We start from the raw sequence: 24,111 nt of genomic DNA, 5'->3' as shown, positions 1-24,111 counted from the left end.
CGGCTCAGGGCATGTCAGGCGGCCTCCGTGGAAGCCGCGGGCATCCCGCCGCGGCTGGCGAGACAAAAGGCGGCGAAGGCGAGAGCTGCTTGCGGATCGTTGCCGTTCGAGGGCGGCACGAAGGCGAGCGACACCTGCGCCAGTTTCCGCCCGCCGAGAAGACAGGCGTCGATCCCATCGACCACCGCTTTCCGGTCCTCTTCGGAGAGCAGCGACGGCCAGCCGCTGATCGCGACGCCGTTGCATGGCTTCACGTTCAGTGTGTTGCCGATCGCAAGGCCCAGCCGGAACAGGCGCTGGCGCAACTCCTGGCGCATTCGCGACGAGCGCGGGATCGTGCTCACCCACTCGCTGCCGAGCTGGAGCAATTCGGCCTCGGTTGCGCCGAGGAGCTCGGCGAGGGCTGGCAGCGACGTATAGGCCTCGACGCAGCCATGGTGACCGCAGCGGCAGCGCGGTCCGTCGGCGTTGAACACCATATGGCCGAGCTCGACCGGCTGCAGGGCATCGGCCTCCAGCGGATCGTCCATCCAGGCGCCGGCAACGCCCTGGCCGACGAAGACGAAGAGATGTGCGCCGCTGAAGGGATAGTCCTGCGTACGGCAGCGGTGAAACGTGGCGTGTGCGACCACCGAGTTGGTGAACTCGACCGGCACGCCGGTAAACATCCCGCCGAGCATGTCGCCGATGCGTTCGACGTCGCAGGGAATGATCGGATTGCCCGCGGCGCTCAGGCGGCCGAGGCCGGGAATGGTGATGCCGATCTGCGCGAGACTGATGCGGCGGCGGCGCGTCCAGTCGCGCAGCAAGGTGAGGGCTTCGCGGAACACCCGGCCGACGGTCTCGACGGTCGGCTTCTTCAGCAACGGAACACGCTCGGTGTAGTGCATTTCGCCCGACATGCCGCCAACGCCCACGCTGAGCCACTGGCCGGTCAGCTCGAGGGCTGCGAGCGCCACGGAGCCATCGAGCGACACGAGGCCTGTCGGACCGCCAACATAGGGGGCAGGGCGCCGCACTTCCTCGATCAGGCCTTCGGCTTTCAGATCAAACAGGATGCGCGATAGGCTCGCCTCGGACAGGCGCACGGCCTTGGCCAGCGGCGGCCGGAACGAGCCGCCGGACTGGAGCAAGTGAGTCAAAATGGCAGCGCGCGTCTGCCGCCGACTTCTCGGCTGCTCCGGCATTTCCATCCCTGTCGTCATTCTTACTTAGTGTAAGAATTTGCGCGCGGAGCGTTTCGACTGTCAAGCGATTGCGGACGCGATGAGTCGACTTGTTGTTGTGCGTGGCAGCAAGATGAGGCGAAGAACCGGTCAGGCTTTCGGTGCGGTGCCTTCGGCCCACTCCGGTAATTCAGCCTTCGGGTCGTACCAGTTGGCGGCGTCCGATCGCCAGATGTGCACCTCGGGCCGTTCTGCGATCGGTGTGTCGAGGCAGCCCATCCGCAGCAGAACCGTGTTCCTGCCCTCGCGCGAGGCGACGATGTGCGATCCGCATTGCGAGCAGAAATAGCGGGTTTTGCCGGGCGAGGATTCGAAGCCGCGCAGCAAATCTTCGCCCTTGGTCCAGCGGAAGCGGTCGCGCGGGACGTTGGTGACGGTGGAGAAGGCCGATCCGTGCGTCTTGCGGCAGGTCTGGCAATGGCAGTGCATGATGGTGCCCGGGGTCGCATCGACCTCGTAGGCAACGCCTCCGCAGAGGCAGCTTCCGCTCAGCATCAGGTTCTCCATATCGTAGGGTGGGCAAAGCGCAGCGTGCCCACCGTTTCTGGCTCGGTCTCGGAGAGGTGGTGGGCACGCTTCGCTTTGCCCACCCTACAAATGTCGCCCGCAAACAAAAACGGCGCCATCGCAGGATGGCGCCGTTTCGAAAGCCCTAAGGCCGATCTTACTTGCGATCCTTGATCGCGACGTAGTCGCGGCGGGTGACGCCGGTGTAGAGCTGGCGCGGACGGCCGATCTTCTGCTGCGGGTCCTCGATCATCTCGCTCCACTGGCTGATCCAGCCGACGGTGCGGGCGACCGCGAACAGCACGGTGAACATCGAGACCGGGAAGCCCATCGCCTTCAGCGTGATGCCCGAATAGAAGTCGACGTTCGGGTAGAGCTTGCGGTCGATGAAGTACTGGTCGCTGAGCGCGATCTTCTCGAGCTCGAGCGCCACCTTCAGCATCGGATCGTCGCCATGGCCGGTCTCCTTGAGAACGGCATGACACATCTTCTGCATGATCTTGGCGCGCGGATCGTAGTTCTTGTAGACGCGGTGGCCGAAGCCCATCAGGCGGACTTCGCTGTTCTTGTCCTTCACCTTGGCGATGAATTCCGGAATCTTGTCGACCGAGCCGATCTCGGCGAGCATCGCGAGCGCAGCTTCGTTGGCGCCGCCATGCGCCGGGCCCCAGAGGCAGGCGATGCCGGCGGCGATGCAGGCGAAGGGGTTGGCGCCGGATGAGCCGGCGATGCGCACCGTCGAGGTCGAGGCGTTCTGCTCGTGGTCGGCGTGCAGGATGAAGATCTTGTCCAGCGCGTCAGCGAGCACCGGATTGATCTTGTACTCCTCGCATGGCACGGCGAAGCACATGTGCAGGAAGTTCTCGGCGAACTTCAGCGAGTTCTTCGGATACACGAAGGGCTGGCCGATCGTGTACTTGTAGGCCATCGCCGCCAGAGTCGGGATCTTCGCGATCATGCGCATGGAAGCGATCATGCGCTGCTTCGGATCGTTGATGTCGGTGGAGTCGTGGTAGAACGCGGCGAGCGCGCCGACGGAAGCCACCATCACGGCCATCGGATGGGCGTCGCGGCGGAAGCCCTGGAAGAAGCGGGCCATCTGCTCGTGCACCATCGTGTGATGGATCACGCGGTCGTCGAAATCCTTCTTCTGCGCGGCGGTCGGCAGGTTCCCGTAGAGCAGGAGGTAGCAGGTCTCGAGGAAGTCGCCGTTCTCGGCGAGCTGCTCGATCGGATAGCCGCGGTATTCCAGCACGCCGGCGTCACCGTCGATATAGGTGATCTTGGACTCGCAGCTTGCGGTCGAGGTGAAGCCGGGATCGTAGGTGAACAGCCCGGACTGGGCGTAGAGCTTGCCGATATCGACGACATCAGGCCCGACGCTGCCGCTGTGGATCGGGAGATCGTAGTTCTTGTTTCCGACCGTCAGCGTGGCGGTCTTATTGCTTGCTTTTGCGTCCATCAGAGGTCCCCGATGTGTGGTGAAACGGGCCGGACCCGGAAGGCCCCAATGACTTGGTGGGGCAGGCCGGATATTCCAGAAGGTACGGGTGAGATGGGTATATTATTGCTGTGTGCGCTGCAAGATCGCCGCACGCATGGTCGACTTACGTCGTAGCCTGGTCCTTGGCCTAGTCCTTGGCCTGGTCCTTAAGCCGGCCCAGGCTTTCCTGGCGTCCCAGCACGTCCAAAACCTCAAAAATACCAGGCGATGTCGACCGTCCCGTCAGCGCCGCCCGCAGCGGCTGGGCGACGGCGCCGAGCTTGAGACTATTTTCCTCGGCAAAAGCGCGCAGCGCGGCCTCCGCATTCGCCGCACTCCATGTCTCGACTTTCTCCAGCGCGGAATGAAGCTGGCCGATCAGCTTGCGGTTCTCGGGCGTCAGCAGCGCTGCCGCCTTGGGATCGAGCTCCAGCGGCCGGTCGGCGAAGATGAAATAGGCGCTGTCGATCAGCTCGATCAGCGTCTTGGCGCGCTCCTTCAGGGCCGGCATGGCCTTGAGAAGCTGCGCCCGCGTCGTGTCGTTTAACTTGGCCTTAAGCTCGTTGCGGCTGGGCACGACGTGGTCGAGCACGTCCTCGAACATCTTCACGAGTGATTGATCGTCGGCGTGGCGGATGTAGTGGCCGTTGAGGTTTTCGAGCTTGGCGAAATCGAAGCGGGCGGCGGCGCGGCCGACGCTGGCGAGGTCGAACGCGGCGATCATCTCCTCGGTCGAAAAGATCTCCTGATCGCCATGGCTCCAGCCGAGCCGGACGAGATAATTGCGGAGCGCGGCCGGGAGGTACCCCATGGCGCGGTAGGCATCGACGCCCAGCGCGCCGTGGCGCTTCGACAGTTTCGAGCCGTCCGGACCGTGGATCAGCGGGATGTGGGACATGCTCGGCAGCGCCCAGCCCATGGCGTCGTAGATCTGCTTCTGGCGGGCGGCGTTGATCAAATGGTCGTCGCCGCGGATGACATGGGTGACGCCCATGTCGTGGTCGTCGACCACCACCGCGAGCATGTAGGTCGGGTTGCCATCGCCACGCAGCAGGACGAGGTCGTCAAGGTTCTCGTTCTGCCAGACCACGCGGCCCTGGACCTGGTCCTCGATCACGGTCTCGCCGGTCTGCGGCGCGCGCAGGCGGATGGTGGGCTTGACGTCGGAAGGCGCTGTTGCCGGGTCACGGTCGCGCCACATGCCATCATAGAGGCGGGTGCGGCCCTCCGCGCGCGCCTTCTCGCGCATGGCGGTGAGCTCCTCGGCGGTCGCGTAGCAGCGATAGGCCTTGCCTTCGGCGAGGAGCTGCTCGGCGACCTCGCGGTGGCGGGCGGCACGGCTGAACTGGTAGATGACGTCGCCATCCCAGCCGAGCTCCAGCCATTTGAGGCCGTCGAGGATGGCGCCGATCGCGGCCTCGGTGGAGCGCTCCCGGTCAGTGTCCTCGATCCGGAGCAGCATCTTGCCGCCGTGCTTTTTCGCATAGAGCCAGTTGAACAGCGCCGTGCGGGCGCCCCCGATATGGAGGAAGCCGGTCGGCGAGGGAGCAAAGCGGGTAACGACGGAATCGGTCATTCTTGGCAGGGCCTATGCATTGGAGGCGGTGGTATATAACAGGACCGGAGCATAACTAAAGCCCGGCAGCGGACCGCTAAGCTCTTGGCTCAGCCAAGCGAATTTGGCAGAAGGGCCGCTGATTTCCCTACAGGATTTTCGTAATGACAGAACCGGTGGCGAACGAGGTTGGGCGCGATTTCATTCGTGACATCATCCAGGCCGACCTCGATCAGGGCAAATACAGGGAGATCGTGACCCGGTTCCCGCCGGAGCCGAACGGCTACCTGCATATCGGCCACGCCAAGTCGATCGCGCTCAATTTCGGCATCGCCCAGGAGTTTCCGGGCCGCTGCCACCTGCGCTTCGACGACACCAACCCGGTCAAGGAAGAGCAGGAATACATCGATTCCATCCAGGCCGACGTGCACTGGCTCGGCTTCGATTGGGGCAAGAACCTGTTCTTCGCCTCGGATTATTTCGACCGTCTGTACGAATGGGCGGAGAAGCTGATCCGGGACGGGCTCGCCTATGTCGACGACCAGACCCAGGAGGAGATTCGCCTGGCGCGCGGCACGCTGACCGAGCCCGGCAAGAACTCGCCGTTCCGCGACCGCAGCGTGGACGAGAATCTCGACCTGTTCCGCCGCATGAAGGCCGGTGAATTCCCGAACGGTGCGCGCGTGCTGCGGGCCAAGATCGACATGTCCGCGGGCAACATCAACCTGCGCGACCCCGTGCTGTACCGCATCCTGCATGCGCATCATCCGCGCACCGGCACCAAGTGGTCGATTTATCCGAGCTACGATTATGCGCACGGCCAGTCGGACGCGATCGAGGGCATCACGCACTCGATCTGCACGCTGGAGTTCGAGGACCATCGGCCGCTCTACGACTGGTTCATCGAAAAGCTGCCGGTGCCGTCCAAGCCGCACCAGTACGAAATGGCGCGGCTCAACCTGACCTACACGCTGCTGTCCAAGCGCGTGCTGACCCAGCTCGTCCGCGACGGCCATGTCGCCGGATGGGACGATCCGCGCATGCCGACTGTAGCGGGGATGCGCCGCCGCGGCGTGCCGCCCGCAGCCTTGCGCGAATTCGTCAAGCGCATCGGCGTTGCCAAGGCCAACAGCGTCGTCGACGTCGGCATGCTGGAATTCTGCATCCGCGAGGAGCTGAACCGCACGTCGCAGCGGCGCATGGGCGTGCTGCGGCCGCTCAAGGTGGTCATCGAGAACTATCCGGAAGGGCAGACCGAAGAGCTCGAGGCGATCAACCATCCCGACGACCCCTCGGCCGGCACGCGCAAGATCACGTTCGGGCGCGAGCTCTATATCGAGCAGGACGACTTCATGGAGAACCCGCCGAAGAAGTTCTTCCGCCTGTCGCCCGGCAACGAGGTGCGGCTGCGCTACGCCTATTTCGTCAAGTGCACCGGCGTGATCAAGAACGACGCGGGCGAAGTGGTGGAGCTGCGCTGCACCTACGATCCCGCGACCAAGGGCGGCAACGCGCCCGACGGCCGCAAGGTCAAGGCGACCATGCACTGGCTGCCGGCGGCGAATTCGGTGCCGGCGGAGATCCGCATCTACAACCAGCTGTTCTCCAATCCGAGCCCGGACGCCTCGAACTTCGCGGCCGATCTCAATCCGCAGTCGCTGGAGATCCTCTCCAACGCGCGGATCGAGGCATCAGTTGCGGAAAGCAATGCGACCGAGCCGATGCAGTTCGAGCGTCAGGGCTATTTCGTGCGCGACAAGGACTCGACGCCGGGCAAGCCGGTGTTTTCGCGCACCATCGGCCTGCGCGACACGTTCGCGAAGGAAGTCGCCAAGGGCTGAGGGGATTGGGCACATGAGCAGTGAAGCCGACGCGATCGTTTCCGCCATCATCGCGAAATGGTGCGCCGGCTTCGCGACACTCGATGCGGCTGCGCTGTCGTCGCTCTATGCGAAGAACGCGTTCTTCTTCGGCTCGAATCCAAGCCTCTATCGGAGCCGGGACGGCGTCGCCGATTACTTCAACGGCCTGCCGCGCTGGCGCCAGCCGAGCGCCGTGTTTTCCGAGGTGCGCGCCGCGCAAGCCAGCCCGGACCTGATCAACATGGCCGCGATCGTGTCGTTTGACCTCGCCGGCGAGAGGGCGGAGTTCTCGGTCAAGATGAGCTGGGTCATCCTCCGCGAGGACGGCGACTGGAAGATCGTCAATCACCATGCCTCGTCGCGCGCGCCGTTGATCTAGCCGTCGCGCTACTCCGCCTCTCTCGTCATTCCGGGCTCGCGCCAAGTGGCGCGCCCCGGAATGGCGATAGCAACGAACGCTGCCCCCGCGCGTTGGGGTGGGTCCAACAAGGAACCCACCATGCAGAACATCGCAGAGCATATGGAAGTCATCGGCGCCGATGGCGTCCACATCGGCACGGTCGACAAGGTCGAGGGCCATCGCATCAAGCTGACCAAGAAGGACAGCGGCGAGGGCAGCCACAAGGGCCACCATCACTTCATCGACAAGGGCCTCGTTGCCGGTGTCGAGGGCAACAAGGTTCGGCTCTCGCCCAAGGCGGACGTCGCCGTGACGATGGAAGAGGAAAAGTAGGGGGACCTTCGCTCCGTTCCTGATCCGTACCGCTATTCGCGCAGCCGCACGTTCCGGTAGCCTCCTGGCCTGTCGCGTATCGTAAGGTGCAGGGAATGGCGCAGCCGGACCGGCCAGTTCGGTCCCAGGGGATCGCGGGGACTTGGATCGCGGGGACTTGGCCCGTCGGCCGAGCTGCATCCGCGGGCGGCCTCGTGCCGGCAGGGTTCGACCTCTGGACGTCGCTGGCCGAGACCCTGCGCGAATGGGCGCGCGCCGAGGCCGGCGCCGGGCGATTGTTGCCGTGGGTGCCGGTCGCGTTCGGCGGCGGCATCGCGCTCTACTTCGCTGCCGATCATGAACCGGTGCTGTGGGTCGTTGCCGCAACGGCCATCGCGCTCACGCTTGGCGCCGTGCTGTTGCGGCGGAGCCGGTTGTTTGCGCCGGCGATCATGATCGCGGCGGTGGCGGCCGGTTTTGCCACGGCGACCTGGAAGACGGCGCGGATCGCGCACACGGTGCTGGCAAAGCCGCTCTATTCCGTCTCGCTGTCGGGCTTCGTCGAGACCCGCGACATCCGCGAGCGCACTGACCGCTTCGTGCTGCGCGTCACCGCGATGGAGGCGCAGCGCAGCGACGTCAAGCTCGAGCGCGTGCGCCTCTCCGTGCGCAAGGGGACTGCGCCCGAGGTCGGCAGCTTCGTGCAGTTGAAGGCGCGGCTGTTGCCGCCGTTGTCGCCGGTGCGCCCCGGCAGCTATGACTTTTCGCGCGACATGTTCTTCCAGGGTATCGGCGCCTCCGGCTTCGTGATGGGCACGATTGCGGCATCGGTGCCGCCGGACGCCGGTGGCTTGCGGCTACGTTATGCCGCCTTCATGCAGGGTCTGCGCGATGCGATGGACGCGCGCATCCGCGCCACGCTCGAGGGCGACAACCGGGTGATCGCGACCGCGCTGCTCACGGGCCGGCGCGATGCGATTACCACGCCCGTCAACGACGCCATGTTCATCTCGGGGCTGGGACATGTGCTCTCGATTTCCGGCTATCACATGGCGGTCGTCGCCGGCGTGGTCTTCTTCGCGGTGCGCGCGCTGCTGGCGTTGATCCCTGGAATGGCGGCCGGCTTTGCCATCAAGAAATGGTCGGCGGCTGCGGCGCTGGTCGCAGCCGCGTTCTATCTGCTGCTGTCGGGTGCGGAGGTCGCCACGCAACGCTCGTTCTTCATGACGGCGGTGGTGTTGATCGCGGTCATGGTCGATCGCCGTGCCATCACCTTCCGCACGCTGGCGGTGGCCGCGCTGATCGTGCTCGCGGTCGCACCGGAAGCACTTGTGCATCCGAGTTTTCAAATGTCCTTCGCCGCGACGCTCGGACTGGTGGCACTGGTGCAGATCGGCATGCCGAACCTGTTTGCGTCGCCCGATCATTCCGCGACCGCGCGGATCGCAATGTGGGGCGGACGCGAGATCGCGATGCTGTTCCTGGCCTCGCTGATCGCGGGGCTCGCGACCACGCCCTATGCCGCCTTCCACTTCCACCGCGTCACCCCGTTCGGCGTGCTCGCCAACCTCGGGGCGATGCCGGTGGTCTCGGCCCTGGTGATGCCCGCGGGCCTGTTGGGCTTGATTGCAGCGCCGTTCGGACTCGATGGTCCGTTCTGGTGGCTGATGGGGATCGGCATCGACTGGATGGTTGCGGTGTCGCGCTGGGTGGCCGCTTTGCCGGGCGCGATCGGCCGTATCTCGGCTTTCGGCATCGCACCGCTGATCGCTGCAAGCTTGGGGATCATCGTGATGGGTTTGTTGCGCACGCCGTTGCGCTGGGCCGGCGCGGTGGTGCTGTTCGCCGCGATCCTCTGGGGACTGCGCGCGCGGCAGCCCGATATCCTGATCGCCGGTGACGGCCAGAGTGTCGCGGTGCGGGGCAGGGATGGGCACTTGCATCTGATCAGGTCGAGCAAGGACAGTTTTCTTCTGAAGGAATGGCTCGCCGCCGACGCCGATCCGCGCGATCCCGGCAGTGCCTCACTGGCCGTCGGGGTGTCGTGCGACGAAGCCGGCTGCGTGACGCCGCTCGCCGACGGGCGCCTGGTCGCGCTGGCCTTGCGCATCGATTCACTGGCTGACGATTGCAGCCGGGCCGCGCTGGTGGTGACGGCGCGGCCGGCGCCGCCGGATTGCGCAGCGATGGTTGTCGACCGTCAGCGTCTCGCAAGGCAAGGCGCGCTGGCGCTGACGCGAAGCGGCGACGGTTTTGCGGTTCAGGCGGCGAAGACGAGGGGGACAGACCGTCCGTGGTCGCCGGCGGCGGCCGGCGAGGCGGATTTCAGCGCGAGCCTTGCGCCGCAGGCGGCGGCTCCCCGCAACCGCGACGCGACGCCATCGGAAGCCGACCTGCAGGCCGAGGATTGAGCGGACGGGTTACAGATACCAGGCCAGCACGGCGTCGAGCCTGGCGTTGCCGATCACCGGCAGGACGACCATCTGGCTCAGTCCAGAGGCGCAGGCCTGCGAGGCCGCGACCGAGACGTCACGCGCGAGATCGTCGTTGAGTGCGGGCATGCCGGTGGCCCAGGCCCCGCCGATGCTGCCTTCGCCTTTGGCGATGGATTTCGTCGCATAGAGCGCGGCGAGGTCGGTCTGCGCGCTGCAATCGCCGGCGCGGAAGACCAGCGCCGAACGGGCCTCGTCCGGGACCCAGATCTCGAAGCGTCGCGCAATCGGGGTCGCCCGCGCGGAGAGAAATGTCAGCACCCAGGTCTGATCGGTGCCGGTCCGGTAGGGAACGCCGACGCCGAGATTGATACCGACCTTGGCGGCGTCCTCCCAGCGCAGAAAACTCCTGGCATCGTGCAGGTCCTTGATGATCAGCGGCAGGCCGGCTTTCCAGATGCGGCCGGGCAGGCCGAAGCCGCGCGGAAATCTGGTATGGCGGGAGTTGAATTCGAACATGTCGGCGGTGCCGTAATAGCCGTCGACGAGCCCCATCTCGTAGGAGGTTTCGGCATCGTTGTGCCAGAGCTCGATCGCGCCGACATGGGCCTCGTCGTCGCCGCAGAACAGCACCATGACGGCTTGCAGGAATTCGCCTGAAAACACCGGCACCGCCACGCCGCAGGTCAGCCCGGCGGCGATGGCCTGATCGGTCCGCTTGAAATAGGAATCGGTGAATCTGGTGAGGATCACGGGGTGGCCGCCAGCCCAGGCCTTGCCGGGAAGCCCCTCGTCATATCCGAAGTGCAGATCCTCGCTCACGTCCCTAAACGCGGACAACCCTTCGCCGTAGAGGCCGCCGCCGAATTCCAGCCGCATGCGCGTGCGGTCAGGCACCCAGAGTTCAACGACGCGAATGAAGGTCTTCATCGAACGTGCCCGCCGTCTCAAGCCGCACCAAGCATCGGCCATTTGGCTGCGGAACGGACGTTCAAAATTCAGGCAGGACAGCGCAAACTTCGTGCGGTGGGAGACGCCACGGCTTGGTCCGCCCGATGGAGTTTCGCGGGACACAAACGACACCATCTCGCCGGCCTCGGCCGGCGATGGCGATTTTCAATCCTGGCCCGACCTGCCGGCCGGGAATGGCTGCATCAGCCGATCGGCAGGCGGGTGATGGTTGTCCGGCTGTCGGTGATGGTCTGCGGCTTGTGCTCGCGCTCGCCGAGCGGCTGGGTCACCGGTAGCTGCAGCACGGTCGCACGCTGGCCTTCGACCAGCTGCGTCACCAGCACGGATTTGCCGTCGGGGAATTCGATCGCATCATGATGGCGATCGGGAATGTGCGGATCGATCTTGCCGAATTTGCCGACGCGCGAATTGACGGTGCGCGTCCAGATCCAGCGATTGTCGTAGCGGACGTTGTCGGCGAAGGCGAGCTCCGTTCCCGGGAGCAGGCAGACCGCGACGGTCGGATCGGCCGCGGAGGCAAAGCCGCGCGTCGAGGTGCCGCGGAAGGTTGTCGTGACGATCGTCTCGCCGACTTCGGCGGGACGCGACGCGACGGCATGCAGGCTGTAGTCACACATCGGGTGCTCCTCATGCAGGGATAGCGACCCACGTCTCTTAATCGAGGCGCAGGCCTCTATCAGAGTGGAAATACCAAACGTTCTGCCGGGTTGTAGGCAAATCTACGGCTCGCCGCCGCAGGCCGCAATCACATTAACTTTCCCGAATCCACCAGGAACAAAGCCCGCCCCTTTGCATTCTGCAGGCGCGTGTCAGCGCCCCGCAGGCGCCGACCAGCCGGAATATTGCCAGCCCGGCCGCGACGGTTGGTCGACGGCGTCGAGGGCCTTGCGGACTTGCTCGCTCATGGCGGTATCCTTGCGGACATGGGGCCGCGATTGCGCGGCCAAGGCTTGCACGGCCAAGGCTTGCGACGCTGATGCTGCGATCAGCGCCACAGCAATTGTGCTCAGAACGATCCGGCGCATGACTTCTCCTCGAACCTGAAGGCCGCGAAGCAGGGCTGCTTCGTGCGGCGTGCCGAGGATTTACCGCTGGAGGAGGGGCCGGATAATCTGCGCGAAACCAGAAAGACTATCCAGCGGAAGCGGACAATCGTCCGCTCCAATCTCGGATCGGCGCCGCCGATCGAAAGCGCGCGGGGCGCCAAATAACCGATACCGGCACGTCCGGTATCAATACTTCCGGTACAGCCCGATCAGCTTGCCCTGGATCTTCACCCGGTTGGGCGGCAGAATGCGGACCTCATAGGCCGCATTGGCGGGCTCGAGCGCGATCGAGGCGCCGCGGCGGCGGAAGCGCTTGAGCGTCGCCTCCTCGTCGTCGATCAGCGCCACCACGATATCGCCGGTATCGGCGCTCTCGTTGCGCTGGATCAGCGCCATGTCGCCGTCGAGAATGCCGGCCTCGACCATGGAATCGCCGCGCACTTCGAGCGCGTAATGTTCGCCCGAGCCGAGCATGTCAGGCGGTACGCTGATGGTGTGGCTGCGGGTCTGCAAGGCCTCGATCGGCGTACCGGCCGCGATGCGGCCCATCACGGGGACCGCGACGGGGCGCTCGCCCTCGTCCGCCGGCGGGCTCGAAGTCGTGCGGACCTTGCCGAGATTGCCTTCGATGACGCTCGGCGTGAAGCCGCGGCGGCTGCCGGCAGCGGCCTGAAGCTCGGGCAGCTTGATCACCTCGATGGCGCGGGCCCGGTTGGGCAGGCGCCGGATGAAGCCGCGCTCCTCGAGCGCAGTGATCAGGCGATGGATGCCCGATTTCGAGCGCAGGTCGAGCGCGTCCTTCATCTCATCGAAGGAGGGCGGCACGCCGCTTTCCTTCAGCCGTTCGCTGATGAACCGCAGGAGCTCGTATTGTTTGCGCGTTAACATCTCGACCAAAATCCCCCGGTTGATGTCGTTCGATTCCGAGACGCTGAATTCAGCAGTAAGCCGCTACATTCTCGAAACAAATCATGAACGGACACTATATGTTCGATACATGTTCCGCAACTGCTTAATTTACCGTGAACGCGACAAAGTTCGCGGAACGCACGCGAACGAAGCGCTCAGACGGGCAGCCGCAAGACCTCGCAAGGCGTGCCGGCTTCGGCCTTCGGCGCGAATGGCGCGCGCACGAGAAGTGCCTGTGCCGCAGCGAGATTCGCAAGCAGCGAGGAATCCTGGTGATTGACCGGAAGGGCGACGAGCGTGCCGTCATCGCGGAGCTCGAGGCGTGCGCGCAGGTAATCCTCGCGCTGGTCGTTGGCGCCGACATCGCGGCCGAGCACCGCGCGTTCGCGGCGGTGATGAATCATCGAACGGCCCGAAAGCGCGCGAATCAACGGCACCATGAACAGGAAGCCGCAAACGTAGGATGACACGGGATTGCCGGGCAGGCCGATCACGCGCATCGCGCCGAGCCGCCCGTTCATCATCGGCTTGCCCGGCCGCATCGCGATCTTCCAGAACGCCATCGAGATACCTTCGTCCCTCAGCGCCTGCTGGACCAGATCGTGGTCCCCGACCGACGCGCCGCCGGTCGTGATCAGGATGTCGGCGCCGCTCTCCCGCGCGCGGCCGATGCCGGCCGTGGTGGCCTCCAGCGTATCGGCGGCAACGCCGAGGTCGATGGTATCGGCGCCCTCGCTGCGGGCGAGCGCGTGCAGGGCGTAGCCGTTGGAATAGACGATCTGGCCGTGGCCCGGCGTCGTACCCGGCATCACCAGCTCGTCGCCGGTCGCGAGGATCGCGACCTTCGGGCGTCGCCGGACTGGCAATTGCGGGTAATTCATGCCGGCGGCGAGCGCGAGGTCGCGCTCGGTGAGCCGGGCTCCCTTGCGCAGCAGCACGTCGCCTTCCGAGAAGTCGACGCCGGCGGGGCGGATGTGCCGCCCCGTTACGGCGGCTTCCTTGATGGTGATGCGCTTGCCGTCCGCGATCGTGTCCTCCTGGATCACGACCGCATCAGCGCCATCGGGAACGACACCGCCGGTGAAGATACGCACGGCCTCGCCGGCGCCGACCGATCCCGCAAACGGGCGGCCCGCCGCGACCTCGCCGATCAGGGTGAGCTGGGAGTCGATCTTCGCCGCATCGACCGCGCGCACCGCATAGCCGTCCATTGCCGACATCGCCTGCGGCGGCTGCGTGCGCCGCGCGGCGACGTCGCGCGCGAGCACGCGGTGGAAGGCTGCGTCGAGCGCGATCATCTCTTCAGGCAGCGGCTCTGCGCCCGCCAGCACCGCAGCGAGCGCGTCGGAAACCGGCATCAGGGCCACGGGTGAAAACTCCTGCTGGGCCCGTTCGGGCAAATCGGCGGCGAGAGTTCTAGCCGAGTGCAGGCGCAGAGGCAAAACAGTGGCCGCGCAGGATGATTTATCCTGCGTCATCCGCTCTGCGATGAAGGGTGAGCATCAAGTCCGCCGCGGCATGATCCAGAAAGCGAGACAGACCGGTACGAGGATGGCCATGGCGAGGACGAGAAGGACGAGAGCCACGGCCAGCATCGGTCAACTCCCCGGCGGCTTGTACGGACTGACGTCCGGCGCTGCGGGGCCCTGATCCTTGTCAGGCAGCGGGTCGGCCTGGGATTTCAGGTCGGCGGCCTTGCTGATCAGCTTGGCGGAAAGCTCAGAATCCGAGGTGGTCCTGGCGAATTTCATCAGCAGAGAGGCCTGCTTGGTGAGGTAGGTTTTGCCCAACACGACGATAAGCCCGATGTAGAATTCCCAACGGACTCATGAGTCCTGAGAGGGGCAATCGTTCCGGGAACTCTGTATAAAAATGCACAAAGGGTTTTGGTTCCTCGCCCCCGGGCAATATAGTTCCATTCGCGGCCCGTCGGCTTGCCGGCCAAAGATCAGATTCCGAGCGCCTTGAGGGCGTTCCCGACGTCGCGGGGCGAGGTCACGTGGACCGTGGTCAGGCCGCGCGACCGCGCTCCTTCGATGTTCTCGGCAAGATCGTCGAAGAACACGATACGGTTCGCGGGCACGCCGATCGCCGCCACGACATGGTCGAAGGCCTCCACATCGGGTTTGCGCAGGCCGATGCTGGACGACAGATACAGCTCGCGGAAATGGCCGAGCAGGGCGGCATATTCCTTCGAGAAGTGGTCCACATGCGGCCGGTTGGTGTTGGAGAAGGCGTAGAGCGGCAACTGCTTTGCCGCACGTGGCAGCAGCTCGGCGATGTCGGGCATCTCGCCGGCGAAGATCGCGTTCCAGCCCTCCAGGAACTGGGCGTCCGAGATGCCGATCCCGAGCGAGACGCGCAGCGAGTCAAAATAGGCCTCGTCGCTGATCTTGCCGACCTCGTGCAGCCGGTAGGCTTCGCTGTCCCGCACATAGCGCGCGACGATGGCTTCCGGCTTGCAGCCGGCATGTCCCGCCCAGCAGGCGATCGCCTTGGAGAAATCGATGTCGAGCACGACGCGCCCGAGATCGAACAGGAGCGCGTCCGCGCTGCCGGGAGAGAGCGAGCTCATTGCATCCTTTCACTCAATATCGATAGGGGTCGTGGTCGAACAGCGGGAACGCGCTGAACACGCTCGGCGCATTCGTTGCGGTCGCCTGGTGCAGGCAGGACTTGTCGACCTCGGCGAACGAGGTGGCGCCCAAGAGGCCGAGGCAGCGCAGCACCTCGTCCTCGAGCAGCTCCAGCATTCGCCTCACGCCGGCCTCGCCGGCCGCGGCCAATGCCCAGCATTGCAGCCGGCCGATGCCGACCATGTCCGCGCCCGCCGCGATCGCCTTGACGATGTCGGTGCCGCGGCAGAAGCCGCCGTCGACCATGATCTTGGCGCGTCCCTTCACGGCCTCGGCGATCTCGGGCAGCACATGCATGGCACCGCGGCCGTGATCGAGCTGGCGGCCGCCATGGTTGGAGACGTAGATCCACTCCACGCCGTGATCGACCGCGATCCGGGCGTCCTCGGCGGTGGCGATGCCCTTCAGGATGAGCGGGATCTTGAACTTGTCCTTGATCATCTTCACGGTCCGCCACTCCAGGCCCTTCTGGTAATCGCCGCCGGTGGCGCGCAGGCGGCTCTCGCGAACATAGCGCTTGGCAATGTCACGTTCGCGACGGCTGTAATGGGCGGTATCAACGGTCAGGCAGAAGGCGGCGTAGGCGTTCTTCTCGCTCCGGCTGACGACATCGGCGACGAAATCGTCGTCGCCGCGCACATAGAGTTGATAGAGCCGCAGCGCATCAGGGGCGGCCTCGGCGGTCTTCTCCAGGCCGGGCTCGGACACCGAGCTCAGCATGTGCGCCGCGCCGAAGGTGCCGCAGGCGCGGGCGACGCTCGCCGCGCCATCCGGATCGAAGATCTCCAGTGCGCCGACAGGGGCCAGCACCACCGGCAGCCGCATCCGGCGCCCGAACAGCTCGACCGAGCCGTCGACCTCGCGGACGTCGCGCAGCACGCGCGGCCGGAAGGCGATCTCGTCCAGCGCCATGCGGTTGCGGCGCATCGTGGTCTCGGTCTCGGCGGCGCCGACGATATAGTCCCAGGCGTTCTGGTTGAGGTTGGCGCGCGCCTTGCGGATGAATTCGTGCAGGTTTTGGAATGGCTCGGCGCTGGCGCCGAGTTCGACGTTCCTTTCCGGCCGGATGCGGGGCGCGTCATTCATTGTTGTCCTCCCGAGAATTTGAAGCGTTATTGTCATCGCCTATCGTGTCCGGCCCTCCAAAACCATCCTAAAATCGCATAGCTGAGAGGCGTGGGCCGGCCGGCCGATTCCCGCGTTGCGCGAAACGGTTTCGGAACGTTGCCAAAAGTTTAGGCCCGGGCGAAGGGATTTTTACGATGTACCCGCCAGCGTGGCGTCCCGGCCTTGAAGAAACCAGAATGGTATTGTGAACAGCGGGCTGGATCGCCATTTGCATGGCGCCTCACAAGCCCAAAGCAAAGCTCCAAGCAAGAAGGCCAGTCTATCCATGCGGAAAAACCTGCTGTTCCCCCTGGGCGCACTCACGGGAGCGTGTCTAACCCTTCTGGTCGCCAGCCCGCACGGTGGAGTATGGGCGGCACGGGCGGCAGCGAGCGCGGATGATGCCTATTCCCGGCTCAATCTGTTCGGCGAAGTGTTCGAGCGGGTGAAGGCGAGCTATGTCGAGAAGCCCGACAATTCCAAGCTGATTGAGGGTGCGATCACCGGCATGGTGACCTCGCTCGACCCACATTCACGCTACATGAACGACAAGGCCTGGACCGAGATGCAGGAGACCACCTCCGGCGAGTTCGGCGGGCTCGGCATCGAGGTCACGATGGAGGACGGCCTGGTCAAGGTCGTCTCGCCGATCGACGACACGCCGGCGTCCAAGGCCGGGATCATGTCCGGCGACCTCATCAGCAAGATCGACGGCGATGCCGTGCAGGGCATGACGCTCGAGCAGGCCGTCAACAAGATGAAGGGGCCGGTCGATACCCAGACCAAGCTCACCATCGTGCGCAAGGGCGCCGACGCTCCGCTCGACGTCGCGATCAAGCGCGAGATCATCCATGTGCGTCCGGTGCGCTTCCACGTCGAGAACGGCGACATCGGCTATATCCGCGTCACCTCGTTCAACGAGCAGACCACCGACGGCCTGAAGAAGGCGATCGCGTCGATCTCCAAGGACGTTCCGCCGGAGAAGCTGGTCGGCTACGTGATGGACCTGCGCAACAATCCGGGCGGCTTGCTCGACCAGGCCGTCTCGGTGTCGAGCGCCTTCCTTCAGCGCGGCGAGGTCGTCTCGACCCGCGGCCGCAATCCCGAAGAGACCCAGCGCTTCACCGCCCATGGCGGCGACCTCACCAAGGGCAAGCCGCTGGTGATTCTGGTCAATGGCGGCTCGGCTTCGGCCTCGGAGATCGTCGCCGGCGCGCTGCATGACCACAAGCGTGCCACGATCATCGGCACGCGCTCGTTCGGCAAGGGCTCGGTGCAGACCATTATTCCGCTCGGCGCCGGCAATGGCGCGCTGGCGCTGACCACGGCGCGCTATTACACGCCGTCGGGCCGCTCGATCCAGGCCCAGGGCATCGCGCCCGACATCGAGATCCTGCAGGACGTGCCACCCGAGCTGAAGGGCCGGATGGATACGATGGCGGAGTCGCAGATGCGCGGCCATCTGCAGGCCGCCGACGGCACCGAGCAGACCGGATCGCAGTCCTACGTCCCGCCGGAAGAGAAGGACGACAAGGCCCTGCATGCGGCCTACGACTTCCTGCACGGCGTGACCGCGAATGCAGTCGCCGCCAAGCCTGCGCCGAAGGCGGCGGTACCGAACTAAGCCTTAAGACGTCCAGATATCGCCCGGGAGCGGATGACCGCTCCCGGGCGAATTCGTGCGGTGACGCTTCCAATTGTTGGGAAGACCGCCCTAGCTGGCCTCGCGGCGCCGGCCTTCCTCGCCGCCGCGCTGAGCGAGGCGGCTGCGATGCAGCGCGAACAGCTCCAGCACCTTGTCGGCCGGTTTTGCGGCACTGAACAGATAGCCCTGCATCTCGGAGCAGCCGAGCGCGCGGAGCAGGCGCTGCTGCTCCTCGGTCTCGACGCCCTCGGCCGTGGTGGTCATGCGGCGGGCGGCAGCCAGGTTGACGACGGCCTGCACGATGCTGGCGGAGCCGTCGGGACCGGCGATGTCGCTGACGAAGCAGCGGTCGATCTTGATCTTGTCGAACGGGAAGCGGTGCAGATAGCTCAGCGAGGAGTAGCCGGTGCCGAAATCGTCGAGCGCGATCCGCACGCCGATGGCGCGGAGTTGGTGCAGGATCGCAAGCGCGGCGTCGTCGTCGCGAATCAGCACGGCCTCGGTGATCTCGAGCTCGAGCCGGCTCGCCGGCAAATTGGAGGCGGCAAGGGCCGCCATGATCTTCAGCGCCAGCGTGCCGCTCTTGAACTGCACCGGCGAGACGTTGACGGCGAGGCGGATGTCGTCGGGCCAGTTGGCGGCATCGCGGCAGGCCGTGGCCAGCACCCATTCGCCGATCTCGTTGATCAGGCCGGTGTCTTCGGCGATCGGGATGAACTCGGCGGGCGAGACCATGCCGCGCTCGGGATGGCGCCAGCGCACCAGCGCCTCGCAGCCGGTGATGCGGTCGTCCTTCAGGGCGAGGCAGGGCTGGTAGTAGACCTCGAGCCCTCCTTCGAGCCCACCTTGGGCGATGGCGTGGCGCAGATCGATCTCGAGCTGCCGCCGCTCGCGGACCTTGGCGTCCATCTCCGGCTCGAAGAAGCGATAGGTGCGGCGTCCGGCGGCCTTGGCGGCATACATCGCCATGTCCGCATTCTTCAGGATCTGGTCCAGCGCGGTGCCGTGTCGTGGCGCCAGCGCGATGCCGATACTGGCGTCCGTGGTGAGATGATGGCCCATGCAGTCGAACGGCGCGCGGATGGCCTGGAAGACCCGCGCGACGAGTTCGTTGACCTGCTCCAGCGACGTCACCGCGCTCTGTACGATGGCGAATTCGTCGCCGCCTAGCCGCGCCACGAAGTCCTGCGGACCCGCGCAGCGGCTGAGGCTCGTCGCGATCGATTTCAACAGCTCATCGCCGACGAGATGGCCGAGCGCGTCGTTGACGCCCTTGAATTCGTCGATGTCGATGTAATGCACCGCGATCTCTTCGCCACCGGCGATGGCGGCGAGCTCCGCGCGCAGGTGCTCGTGGAACATGGTGCGGTTGGGCAGGTCGGTCAGCGCGTCGTAATGGGCGAGGTGGGTGATGCGCTCCTCGATGCGCCGGCGCTCGGTGATGTCTTCGTGGGTCGCCACCCAGCCTCCGTCCGCGAGCGGCTCGTTGAGGATGTGGATCGAGCGCCCGTCGGAGGTGTCGACCACCATGGAGTTGCGCACATGGATGTCGCGCAGCACACGGACGACATAGTCGCCGATGTCGCCAGTGAACGAGCCGGTCGCCTTGCGGTGGGCGATGATGTCGTGGAAGCTTGAGCCGGGCTTCACCACCTCGGCCGACAGGCCGTACATCTCGATGTAGCGCTGGTTGCAGATCACCAGCCGCCGCTCGGCATCGAACAGCAGCAGGCCCTGCGTCATGTTGTTGACGGCGCGGTCGAGGCGCTGCTTCTCCAGCGTCAGCCGCTCGCGAGAGGCGCGGTGCTGCTCCAGCAGCTTGCGCACGATCGCGATCAGCACGCCCGCGATGGCGAGCGCGGAGGCGCCCGCAACCGAGATCAGGATGCCGATCTGCTCGCGCCAGTCCGTCAGCGCCGCCGCGCGCGTTGTGGTGGCCATCATCAGGATCGGGAAGTGGGGCAGGGCACGCGAGGAAATCAGACGGTCTTCTCCGTCGACGGGGCTCATGATGCGGCCGGCGAAGTGATCGAGCCCGAAGATCCTCTGCTGCTCGAACGGGCCGGTCTTGAAATTCCTGCCCATCTGCTCGCTGGAATGGGGATAGCGAGCGAGCAGCGTGCCGTCGCGATGCAGCATCGAGATCGTGGCGCCTTCGCCGAGCACGACGGAGGCGAAGAACTTCTCGAAATTGGCCGGTTCGATGCCGCGTCCGACCACGCCCATGAACTCGCCGTTTGGTCCCACGATCTTGCGCACGATCAGGATGGTCCAGGCGCCGGAGACGCGGCTGTGCACCGGCTCGATCAGCACGTTCGGCGAGTAAGGATCGTATTTGAAAGTGCGAAAATAGGCGCGATCGGCGACGTTCACTTTGGGGGCCGGCCACGCCGTCGAGGAGTTGATCAGATTGCCTTCGGCATCGATGATGTTGACGCCGCCCATGTAGGGCAGCGCATCGATCTTCGAGCGCAGCATCCGGTGGACGTCCTGGCCGGAGAGGCGTTTGCGATAGTCCTCGGCGCTTGCGATGCCGGTTGCGCGGACGTGGTCGACGAAATCCTTCTGGATGACCGCGAAATCCTGCAATTGCTGATCGAAATGATGAGCGAGCAGCAGCACGGTGTTTTCCAGCTCGCGCCCGCTGTTGCGCAGCGCGCGCTCTCGGAAATTCTGCGCCATCAGGACCGAGCCAATGGCGATGGCCGCGATCAGCAACGTGCCGCCCACGACCAGCCAGCGGATCGGTCCGCTGCGCACGAAGACCTGGTCAAAGAGGCGACTGCCGTATTTCGTCATCATGTCGATCGTTGCCGCGCACACGTCAGGATCGCTTCTTGATCCCGAGAACATCCGTTGGTTTACGGAAACGATATGGAGGCGAAGTTAGGAAGCGCGGTTAATGCGACATGAACGGCCGCGTACAAAAGCAATCGATGCGCGCGACGCAAGACGTGCAGGAATTGCCGGACGCTCTCGCGATGCCGGTCAATTCCTGCCGGTCGTGCCACGGTCAACCAAGGCTTAACCATCTAAGATGTTGGCGATCCTCGAGTCGGCATTGGCACGTGATTTGCGAACATGCCTGCCGACGACACAGAGAGGACACGACGATGACAAACACCTTGAAGAACTTCCTCGCCGACGAGCGTGGTGCGACCGCGATCGAATACGGCCTGATTGCCGCCGGCATCGCGTTGGCCATCATTTCCGTCGTGAACGGCATGGGCTCCAAGCTCAACGCCAAATTCGGGTCGATCAGCTCTTCGCTGCGCTGATCGCGTGGGCTCCGCTGCGCGCCAATATCGCGGCCACGATCAGCGCCGCGACGGCGTTCGCGGCGGCGCTGATCAGGATCGGCAACGTATAGCTGTGGTTGACGTCATAGGCGAAACCGGCCGCACTCGGGCCAACCAGCGTGCCGAACGCCACGCTGGTGTAGAGAAGACCGATGATTCCGCTGACGTTGCGTCCGCCAAAATAGTCCATGACCACAGCGGGTAGCACCGCGACCCAGCCGCCGTAGAACACGCCGTAGACGAAGGCAAAAGCGGCGAGGGTCCAGACATCGGCGACGATGGCCCAGATCGCCATCGCGAACGCCATTCCGACCAGGACCATGATGAGCGAGCGATCGCGGCCCATCCGGTCGGCGAGCGCGCCGAGAAAGAAGCGGCCTGCGGTGCTGCCGGCCCCGATCACGCCGAGCAGCAGCACCGCAGAGGACGCCGCGACCCCGTGGTCGCGCGCGTAAGGCACGAGATGGACGAACGGGACGAAGGCGCCGAACGAGCAGACCAGACACGATAGGTAGAGGGCGACAAACCGCGTCGACCGGACGGCCTCGCGCACCGAAGCGCCGCCGGCATTGCCTGCGCCCGCGTCCTCGCGAGGCGGATCGCCGTCGGGTCCGAGGCCGCGGTGCTTCGGATCATTCTCGATCAGCAGCGACGCTCCGCCGCCCAGCACCAGGGCGATCGCGCCCAGCACCAGATAGGCGCCGCGCCAGCCCACCGATGCGATCAACAATGAGGCGAGCGGCGGCATCGCCAGCGTACCGAGCCCGATGCCACTCACCGCGAGCCCGGAGGCGAAGCCGCGGCGCTTGACGAACCAGCGTTGCACCGCGCCGATCGCGGGAACATAGGCGCAGCCGAGGCCGAGGCCGACTCCCAGCCCGTAGGCGAGATAGACCTCGACAAGGGAACGTGCCGCGCTCGCGGCCGCAAGTCCGACCGCGATCAGGATCATGCCGGCGACGGCCAGCGGACGCGAGCCGAACCGGTCGGCGAGGGGACCGCTGACGAGTCCGAGCGCGAAGTACAGAAAGCCCGCAATCGAAAACACGAGCGAGATCGAACCGCGCGAGGCGCCGAAATCGCGCTGGAGCGGCTCCAGAAATGCGCTGAACGTGTAGGCGGAGCCGAAGCCGACGAACATGACGGCAAATGCCGCCGCGACGACGAACCAGCCATGGAAAATGCTTCGCTGAACGAGCGTGGATTGAACGGTCAATGCTGCCTCCGCGAGCTGAGGGAAGGATGGCGGCGATGCCAGGACGTGGCTCGCTGGAACGCCGCGCCGGCGCGCACGAGCATGGCCTCGCCGAGATGAGTGGCGACGAGCTGGAACCCGATCGGCAGTCCGTCGGCCGATGCACCACCCGGTAGCGTGATCGTGGGATGACCGGTCATGTCGAACGGGCAGGTGTAGCGCTGCAGCTTCGCGATCAGATCCGGCTGCTCGCCGAGCGTCTGGATCATGGCGAGCGTCACTGGCGGGAACGGGTGTACCGGGATCAGCAGCAGATCAATGGTCTCGAACAGCGCGGTGACGCGGCCGCGCAGCGCCAGCCGCCGCAGCAGGATCTTCTGATAATCGAGAGCGGAGAGCGCGCGACCGGCCTCGATCAGCGAGGCGAGCATCGGACCATACTCGTTCTTGCGGGCAGGATAGGTCGCCTCGTGCGCGACCGCGGCTTCCACCGCACAATTCGGTGTCCAGTCGGCAATCGCCTCAATTACGTCGGGAAATCTGACATTGACGATGCCGGCGCCAAGCGCACGGAACGCATCGATGGCGTCCGCCAGCACGTGCTGTGTCGTAACGTCCACGTCGTCGCTGTTCCAGGCGGCATCGACGCCGATCCGCAAGCCCCGCACGTCCTGTGCGGCCGCGGCCAGATAGTCGGGCACCGGATTGAACACCGAGGTCGGGTCGTTGGGGTCATGTCCGGCAATGACGCCGAGCAGTGCGCCCGCATCGGCCGCGCTGCGGCCGATCGGTCCGACATGGTCGAGCGTCGCGGCCAGCTCGAACGCGCCGTGTCGGCTGACGCGACCCCAGCTCGGCTTCAATCCGGTCAGCCCGTTGGCGGCGCAGGGCCAGCGGATCGAACCGCCGGTGTCGGAGCCGAGCGAGCCGAAGCAAAGCCCGGCAGCGGTTGCGACCGCCGAGCCACTGGACGAAATGCCCGGCCAGTAACTCGCATTCCACGGATTCTTCGGCGGCGTCACCAATGGATGGTGATCGGAATAGGCGCCCTCGGTGAGTTGCAGCTTGCCGAGTATCACGGCGCCTGCGTCCTTGAGCCGGCGCGCGACGGTTGCGTCTTCGTGGGGACGAAAGTCGCGATGAAGCATGGTGCCGGCCGCCGTCGGAATGCCCTTGGTCCAGAACAGGTCCTTGAGCGCAATCGGCACGCCATGCAGCGGCCCCCGATACCGGCCCTGTGCGATTTCGGCGTCCGCGGCTTTTGCCTCGGCGATGGCTGTTTCTGCCATCACGTGAACGTAGCTGCCGAGATCCCGGTCCATGGCGTCGATACGGTCGAGTTGCGCGCGCGTCACGTCCAGTGCGGAGATGTCGCGCGCCTTGAGGCGTGCTGCGAGCGCGGTGAGTTCGAGATAGTGCAGGGCGTCGGCCATCGGTTCGGGGTCTCCGTTCTGGTGATCGCAATGGGCGCTCGATCCCGAAGGATTCGACACTAGTATAATTAGGATACAGGTGTCGCTTGCTG

General features: G+C 65.3%; 21 protein-coding genes. 6 read left to right on the top strand and 15 right to left on the bottom strand.

Annotated features, from left to right (window positions below; genetic code table 11):
• Positions 1 to 14 precede the first annotated feature (14 nt).
• From ABIA90_RS16400 to gltX, 4 genes are all read right to left on the bottom strand, one after another.
• Positions 15 to 1,193, bottom strand: coding sequence for an ROK family transcriptional regulator (locus ABIA90_RS16400; RefSeq protein WP_354118366.1), 1,179 nt, complete (start codon positions 1,191 to 1,193; stop codon positions 15 to 17).
• Between the two features lie 123 nt (positions 1,194 to 1,316).
• Positions 1,317 to 1,721, bottom strand: coding sequence for a GFA family protein (locus ABIA90_RS16395; RefSeq protein WP_354097658.1), 405 nt, complete (start codon positions 1,719 to 1,721; stop codon positions 1,317 to 1,319).
• Between the two features lie 169 nt (positions 1,722 to 1,890).
• Positions 1,891 to 3,195 carry a citrate synthase gene (gene gltA / locus ABIA90_RS16390; RefSeq protein WP_071913479.1) on the bottom strand — a complete coding sequence of 435 codons (1,305 nt, stop codon included), beginning with the start codon at positions 3,193 to 3,195 and terminating at the stop codon, positions 1,891 to 1,893.
• Positions 3,196 to 3,364: 169 nt separating this feature from the next.
• Positions 3,365 to 4,792 carry a glutamate--tRNA ligase gene (gene gltX, locus ABIA90_RS16385; protein ID WP_354118074.1) on the bottom strand — a complete coding sequence of 476 codons (1,428 nt, stop codon included), beginning with the start codon at positions 4,790 to 4,792 and terminating at the stop codon, positions 3,365 to 3,367.
• A gap of 143 nt (positions 4,793 to 4,935) precedes the next feature.
• Between gltX and ABIA90_RS16380 the strand changes: the two genes are divergently transcribed.
• The 4 genes from ABIA90_RS16380 (at position 4,936) to ABIA90_RS16365 (ending at position 9,756) form a co-directional block, all read left to right on the top strand.
• Positions 4,936 to 6,612, top strand: coding sequence for a glutamine--tRNA ligase/YqeY domain fusion protein (locus ABIA90_RS16380; protein WP_354118075.1), 1,677 nt, complete (start codon positions 4,936 to 4,938; stop codon positions 6,610 to 6,612).
• Between the two features lie 13 nt (positions 6,613 to 6,625).
• Positions 6,626 to 7,012, top strand: a complete 387-nt coding sequence (locus ABIA90_RS16375) for a nuclear transport factor 2 family protein (protein ID WP_354118076.1) — start codon at positions 6,626 to 6,628, stop codon at positions 7,010 to 7,012.
• Positions 7,013 to 7,132: 120 nt separating this feature from the next.
• Positions 7,133 to 7,366: a DUF2171 domain-containing protein gene (locus ABIA90_RS16370; RefSeq protein WP_354118077.1), complete on the top strand. Its 234-nt coding sequence runs from the start codon at positions 7,133 to 7,135 to the stop codon at positions 7,364 to 7,366.
• Between the two features lie 95 nt (positions 7,367 to 7,461).
• Entirely contained in the window at positions 7,462 to 9,756 is a 2,295-nt protein-coding gene (locus tag ABIA90_RS16365; RefSeq protein WP_354118078.1) for a ComEC/Rec2 family competence protein, read from the top strand.
• A 9-nt stretch (positions 9,757 to 9,765) separates the two neighbouring features.
• Here the strand turns inward: ABIA90_RS16365 and ABIA90_RS16360 are convergent, their stop codons facing one another.
• The 8 genes from ABIA90_RS16360 to ABIA90_RS16325 form a co-directional block, all read right to left on the bottom strand.
• Positions 9,766 to 10,707: a GAF domain-containing protein gene (locus ABIA90_RS16360; RefSeq protein ID WP_354118079.1), complete on the bottom strand. Its 942-nt coding sequence runs from the start codon at positions 10,705 to 10,707 to the stop codon at positions 9,766 to 9,768.
• Between the two features lie 224 nt (positions 10,708 to 10,931).
• Positions 10,932 to 11,366 carry a hypothetical protein gene (locus ABIA90_RS16355; protein WP_063983046.1) on the bottom strand — a complete coding sequence of 145 codons (435 nt, stop codon included), beginning with the start codon at positions 11,364 to 11,366 and terminating at the stop codon, positions 10,932 to 10,934.
• Between the two features lie 192 nt (positions 11,367 to 11,558).
• Entirely contained in the window at positions 11,559 to 11,774 is a 216-nt protein-coding gene (locus ABIA90_RS16350) for a hypothetical protein (protein ID WP_354122459.1), read from the bottom strand.
• Between the two features lie 207 nt (positions 11,775 to 11,981).
• Entirely contained in the window at positions 11,982 to 12,683 is a 702-nt protein-coding gene (gene lexA, locus ABIA90_RS16345; RefSeq protein WP_014494969.1) for a transcriptional repressor LexA, read from the bottom strand.
• A gap of 176 nt (positions 12,684 to 12,859) precedes the next feature.
• Complete coding sequence (locus ABIA90_RS16340; protein ID WP_354118080.1) at positions 12,860 to 14,071, bottom strand: molybdopterin molybdotransferase MoeA; 1,212 nt, start codon at positions 14,069 to 14,071, stop codon at positions 12,860 to 12,862.
• A gap of 231 nt (positions 14,072 to 14,302) precedes the next feature.
• The gene (locus ABIA90_RS16335) at positions 14,303 to 14,497 is read right to left on the bottom strand and encodes a hypothetical protein (protein ID WP_247305136.1); all 195 of its coding nucleotides are present in this window, start codon (positions 14,495 to 14,497) and stop codon (positions 14,303 to 14,305) included.
• A gap of 155 nt (positions 14,498 to 14,652) precedes the next feature.
• Positions 14,653 to 15,279: an HAD family hydrolase gene (locus ABIA90_RS16330; protein ID WP_208087075.1), complete on the bottom strand. Its 627-nt coding sequence runs from the start codon at positions 15,277 to 15,279 to the stop codon at positions 14,653 to 14,655.
• A 13-nt stretch (positions 15,280 to 15,292) separates the two neighbouring features.
• Complete coding sequence (locus tag ABIA90_RS16325) at positions 15,293 to 16,426, bottom strand: alpha-hydroxy acid oxidase (RefSeq protein ID WP_354118081.1); 1,134 nt, start codon at positions 16,424 to 16,426, stop codon at positions 15,293 to 15,295.
• Positions 16,427 to 16,733: 307 nt separating this feature from the next.
• Here ABIA90_RS16325 and ABIA90_RS16320 point away from each other — a divergent pair, with 307 nt between their 5' ends.
• Positions 16,734 to 18,071 (top strand): S41 family peptidase, encoded by a 1,338-nt coding sequence (locus tag ABIA90_RS16320; protein ID WP_085404589.1) that lies wholly within the window; start codon positions 16,734 to 16,736, stop codon positions 18,069 to 18,071.
• A gap of 90 nt (positions 18,072 to 18,161) precedes the next feature.
• Here ABIA90_RS16320 and ABIA90_RS16315 read toward each other — a convergent pair whose 3' ends face one another.
• A complete protein-coding gene (locus tag ABIA90_RS16315; protein ID WP_354118367.1) occupies positions 18,162 to 20,894 on the bottom strand; it encodes a bifunctional diguanylate cyclase/phosphodiesterase in 2,733 nt (910 codons plus the stop codon).
• 311 nt (positions 20,895 to 21,205) lie between these two features.
• Between ABIA90_RS16315 and ABIA90_RS16310 the strand changes: the two genes are divergently transcribed.
• On the top strand, positions 21,206 to 21,370 hold the full coding sequence (locus ABIA90_RS16310; protein WP_028149628.1) for a Flp family type IVb pilin: 165 nt from the start codon (positions 21,206 to 21,208) through the stop codon (positions 21,368 to 21,370).
• Here the strand turns inward: ABIA90_RS16310 and ABIA90_RS16305 are convergent.
• Both ABIA90_RS16305 and ABIA90_RS16300 read right to left on the bottom strand, forming a co-directional pair.
• The gene (locus ABIA90_RS16305) at positions 21,351 to 22,607 is read right to left on the bottom strand and encodes an MFS transporter (protein WP_354118082.1); all 1,257 of its coding nucleotides are present in this window, start codon (positions 22,605 to 22,607) and stop codon (positions 21,351 to 21,353) included. The genes ABIA90_RS16310 and ABIA90_RS16305 overlap by 20 nt on opposite strands.
• The gene (locus tag ABIA90_RS16300; protein WP_354118083.1) at positions 22,604 to 24,019 is read right to left on the bottom strand and encodes an amidase; all 1,416 of its coding nucleotides are present in this window, start codon (positions 24,017 to 24,019) and stop codon (positions 22,604 to 22,606) included. Before ABIA90_RS16300 ends, ABIA90_RS16305 begins: the two co-directional genes overlap by 4 nt.
• Between the last annotated feature and the right edge of the window lie 92 nt (positions 24,020 to 24,111).

This window comes from Bradyrhizobium sp. LA6.8, assembly GCF_040547935.1.
GTDB classification, from domain to species: Bacteria; Pseudomonadota; Alphaproteobacteria; order Rhizobiales; family Xanthobacteraceae; genus Bradyrhizobium; species Bradyrhizobium barranii.
This window is presented reverse-complemented; position numbering and strand designations above follow the sequence as displayed.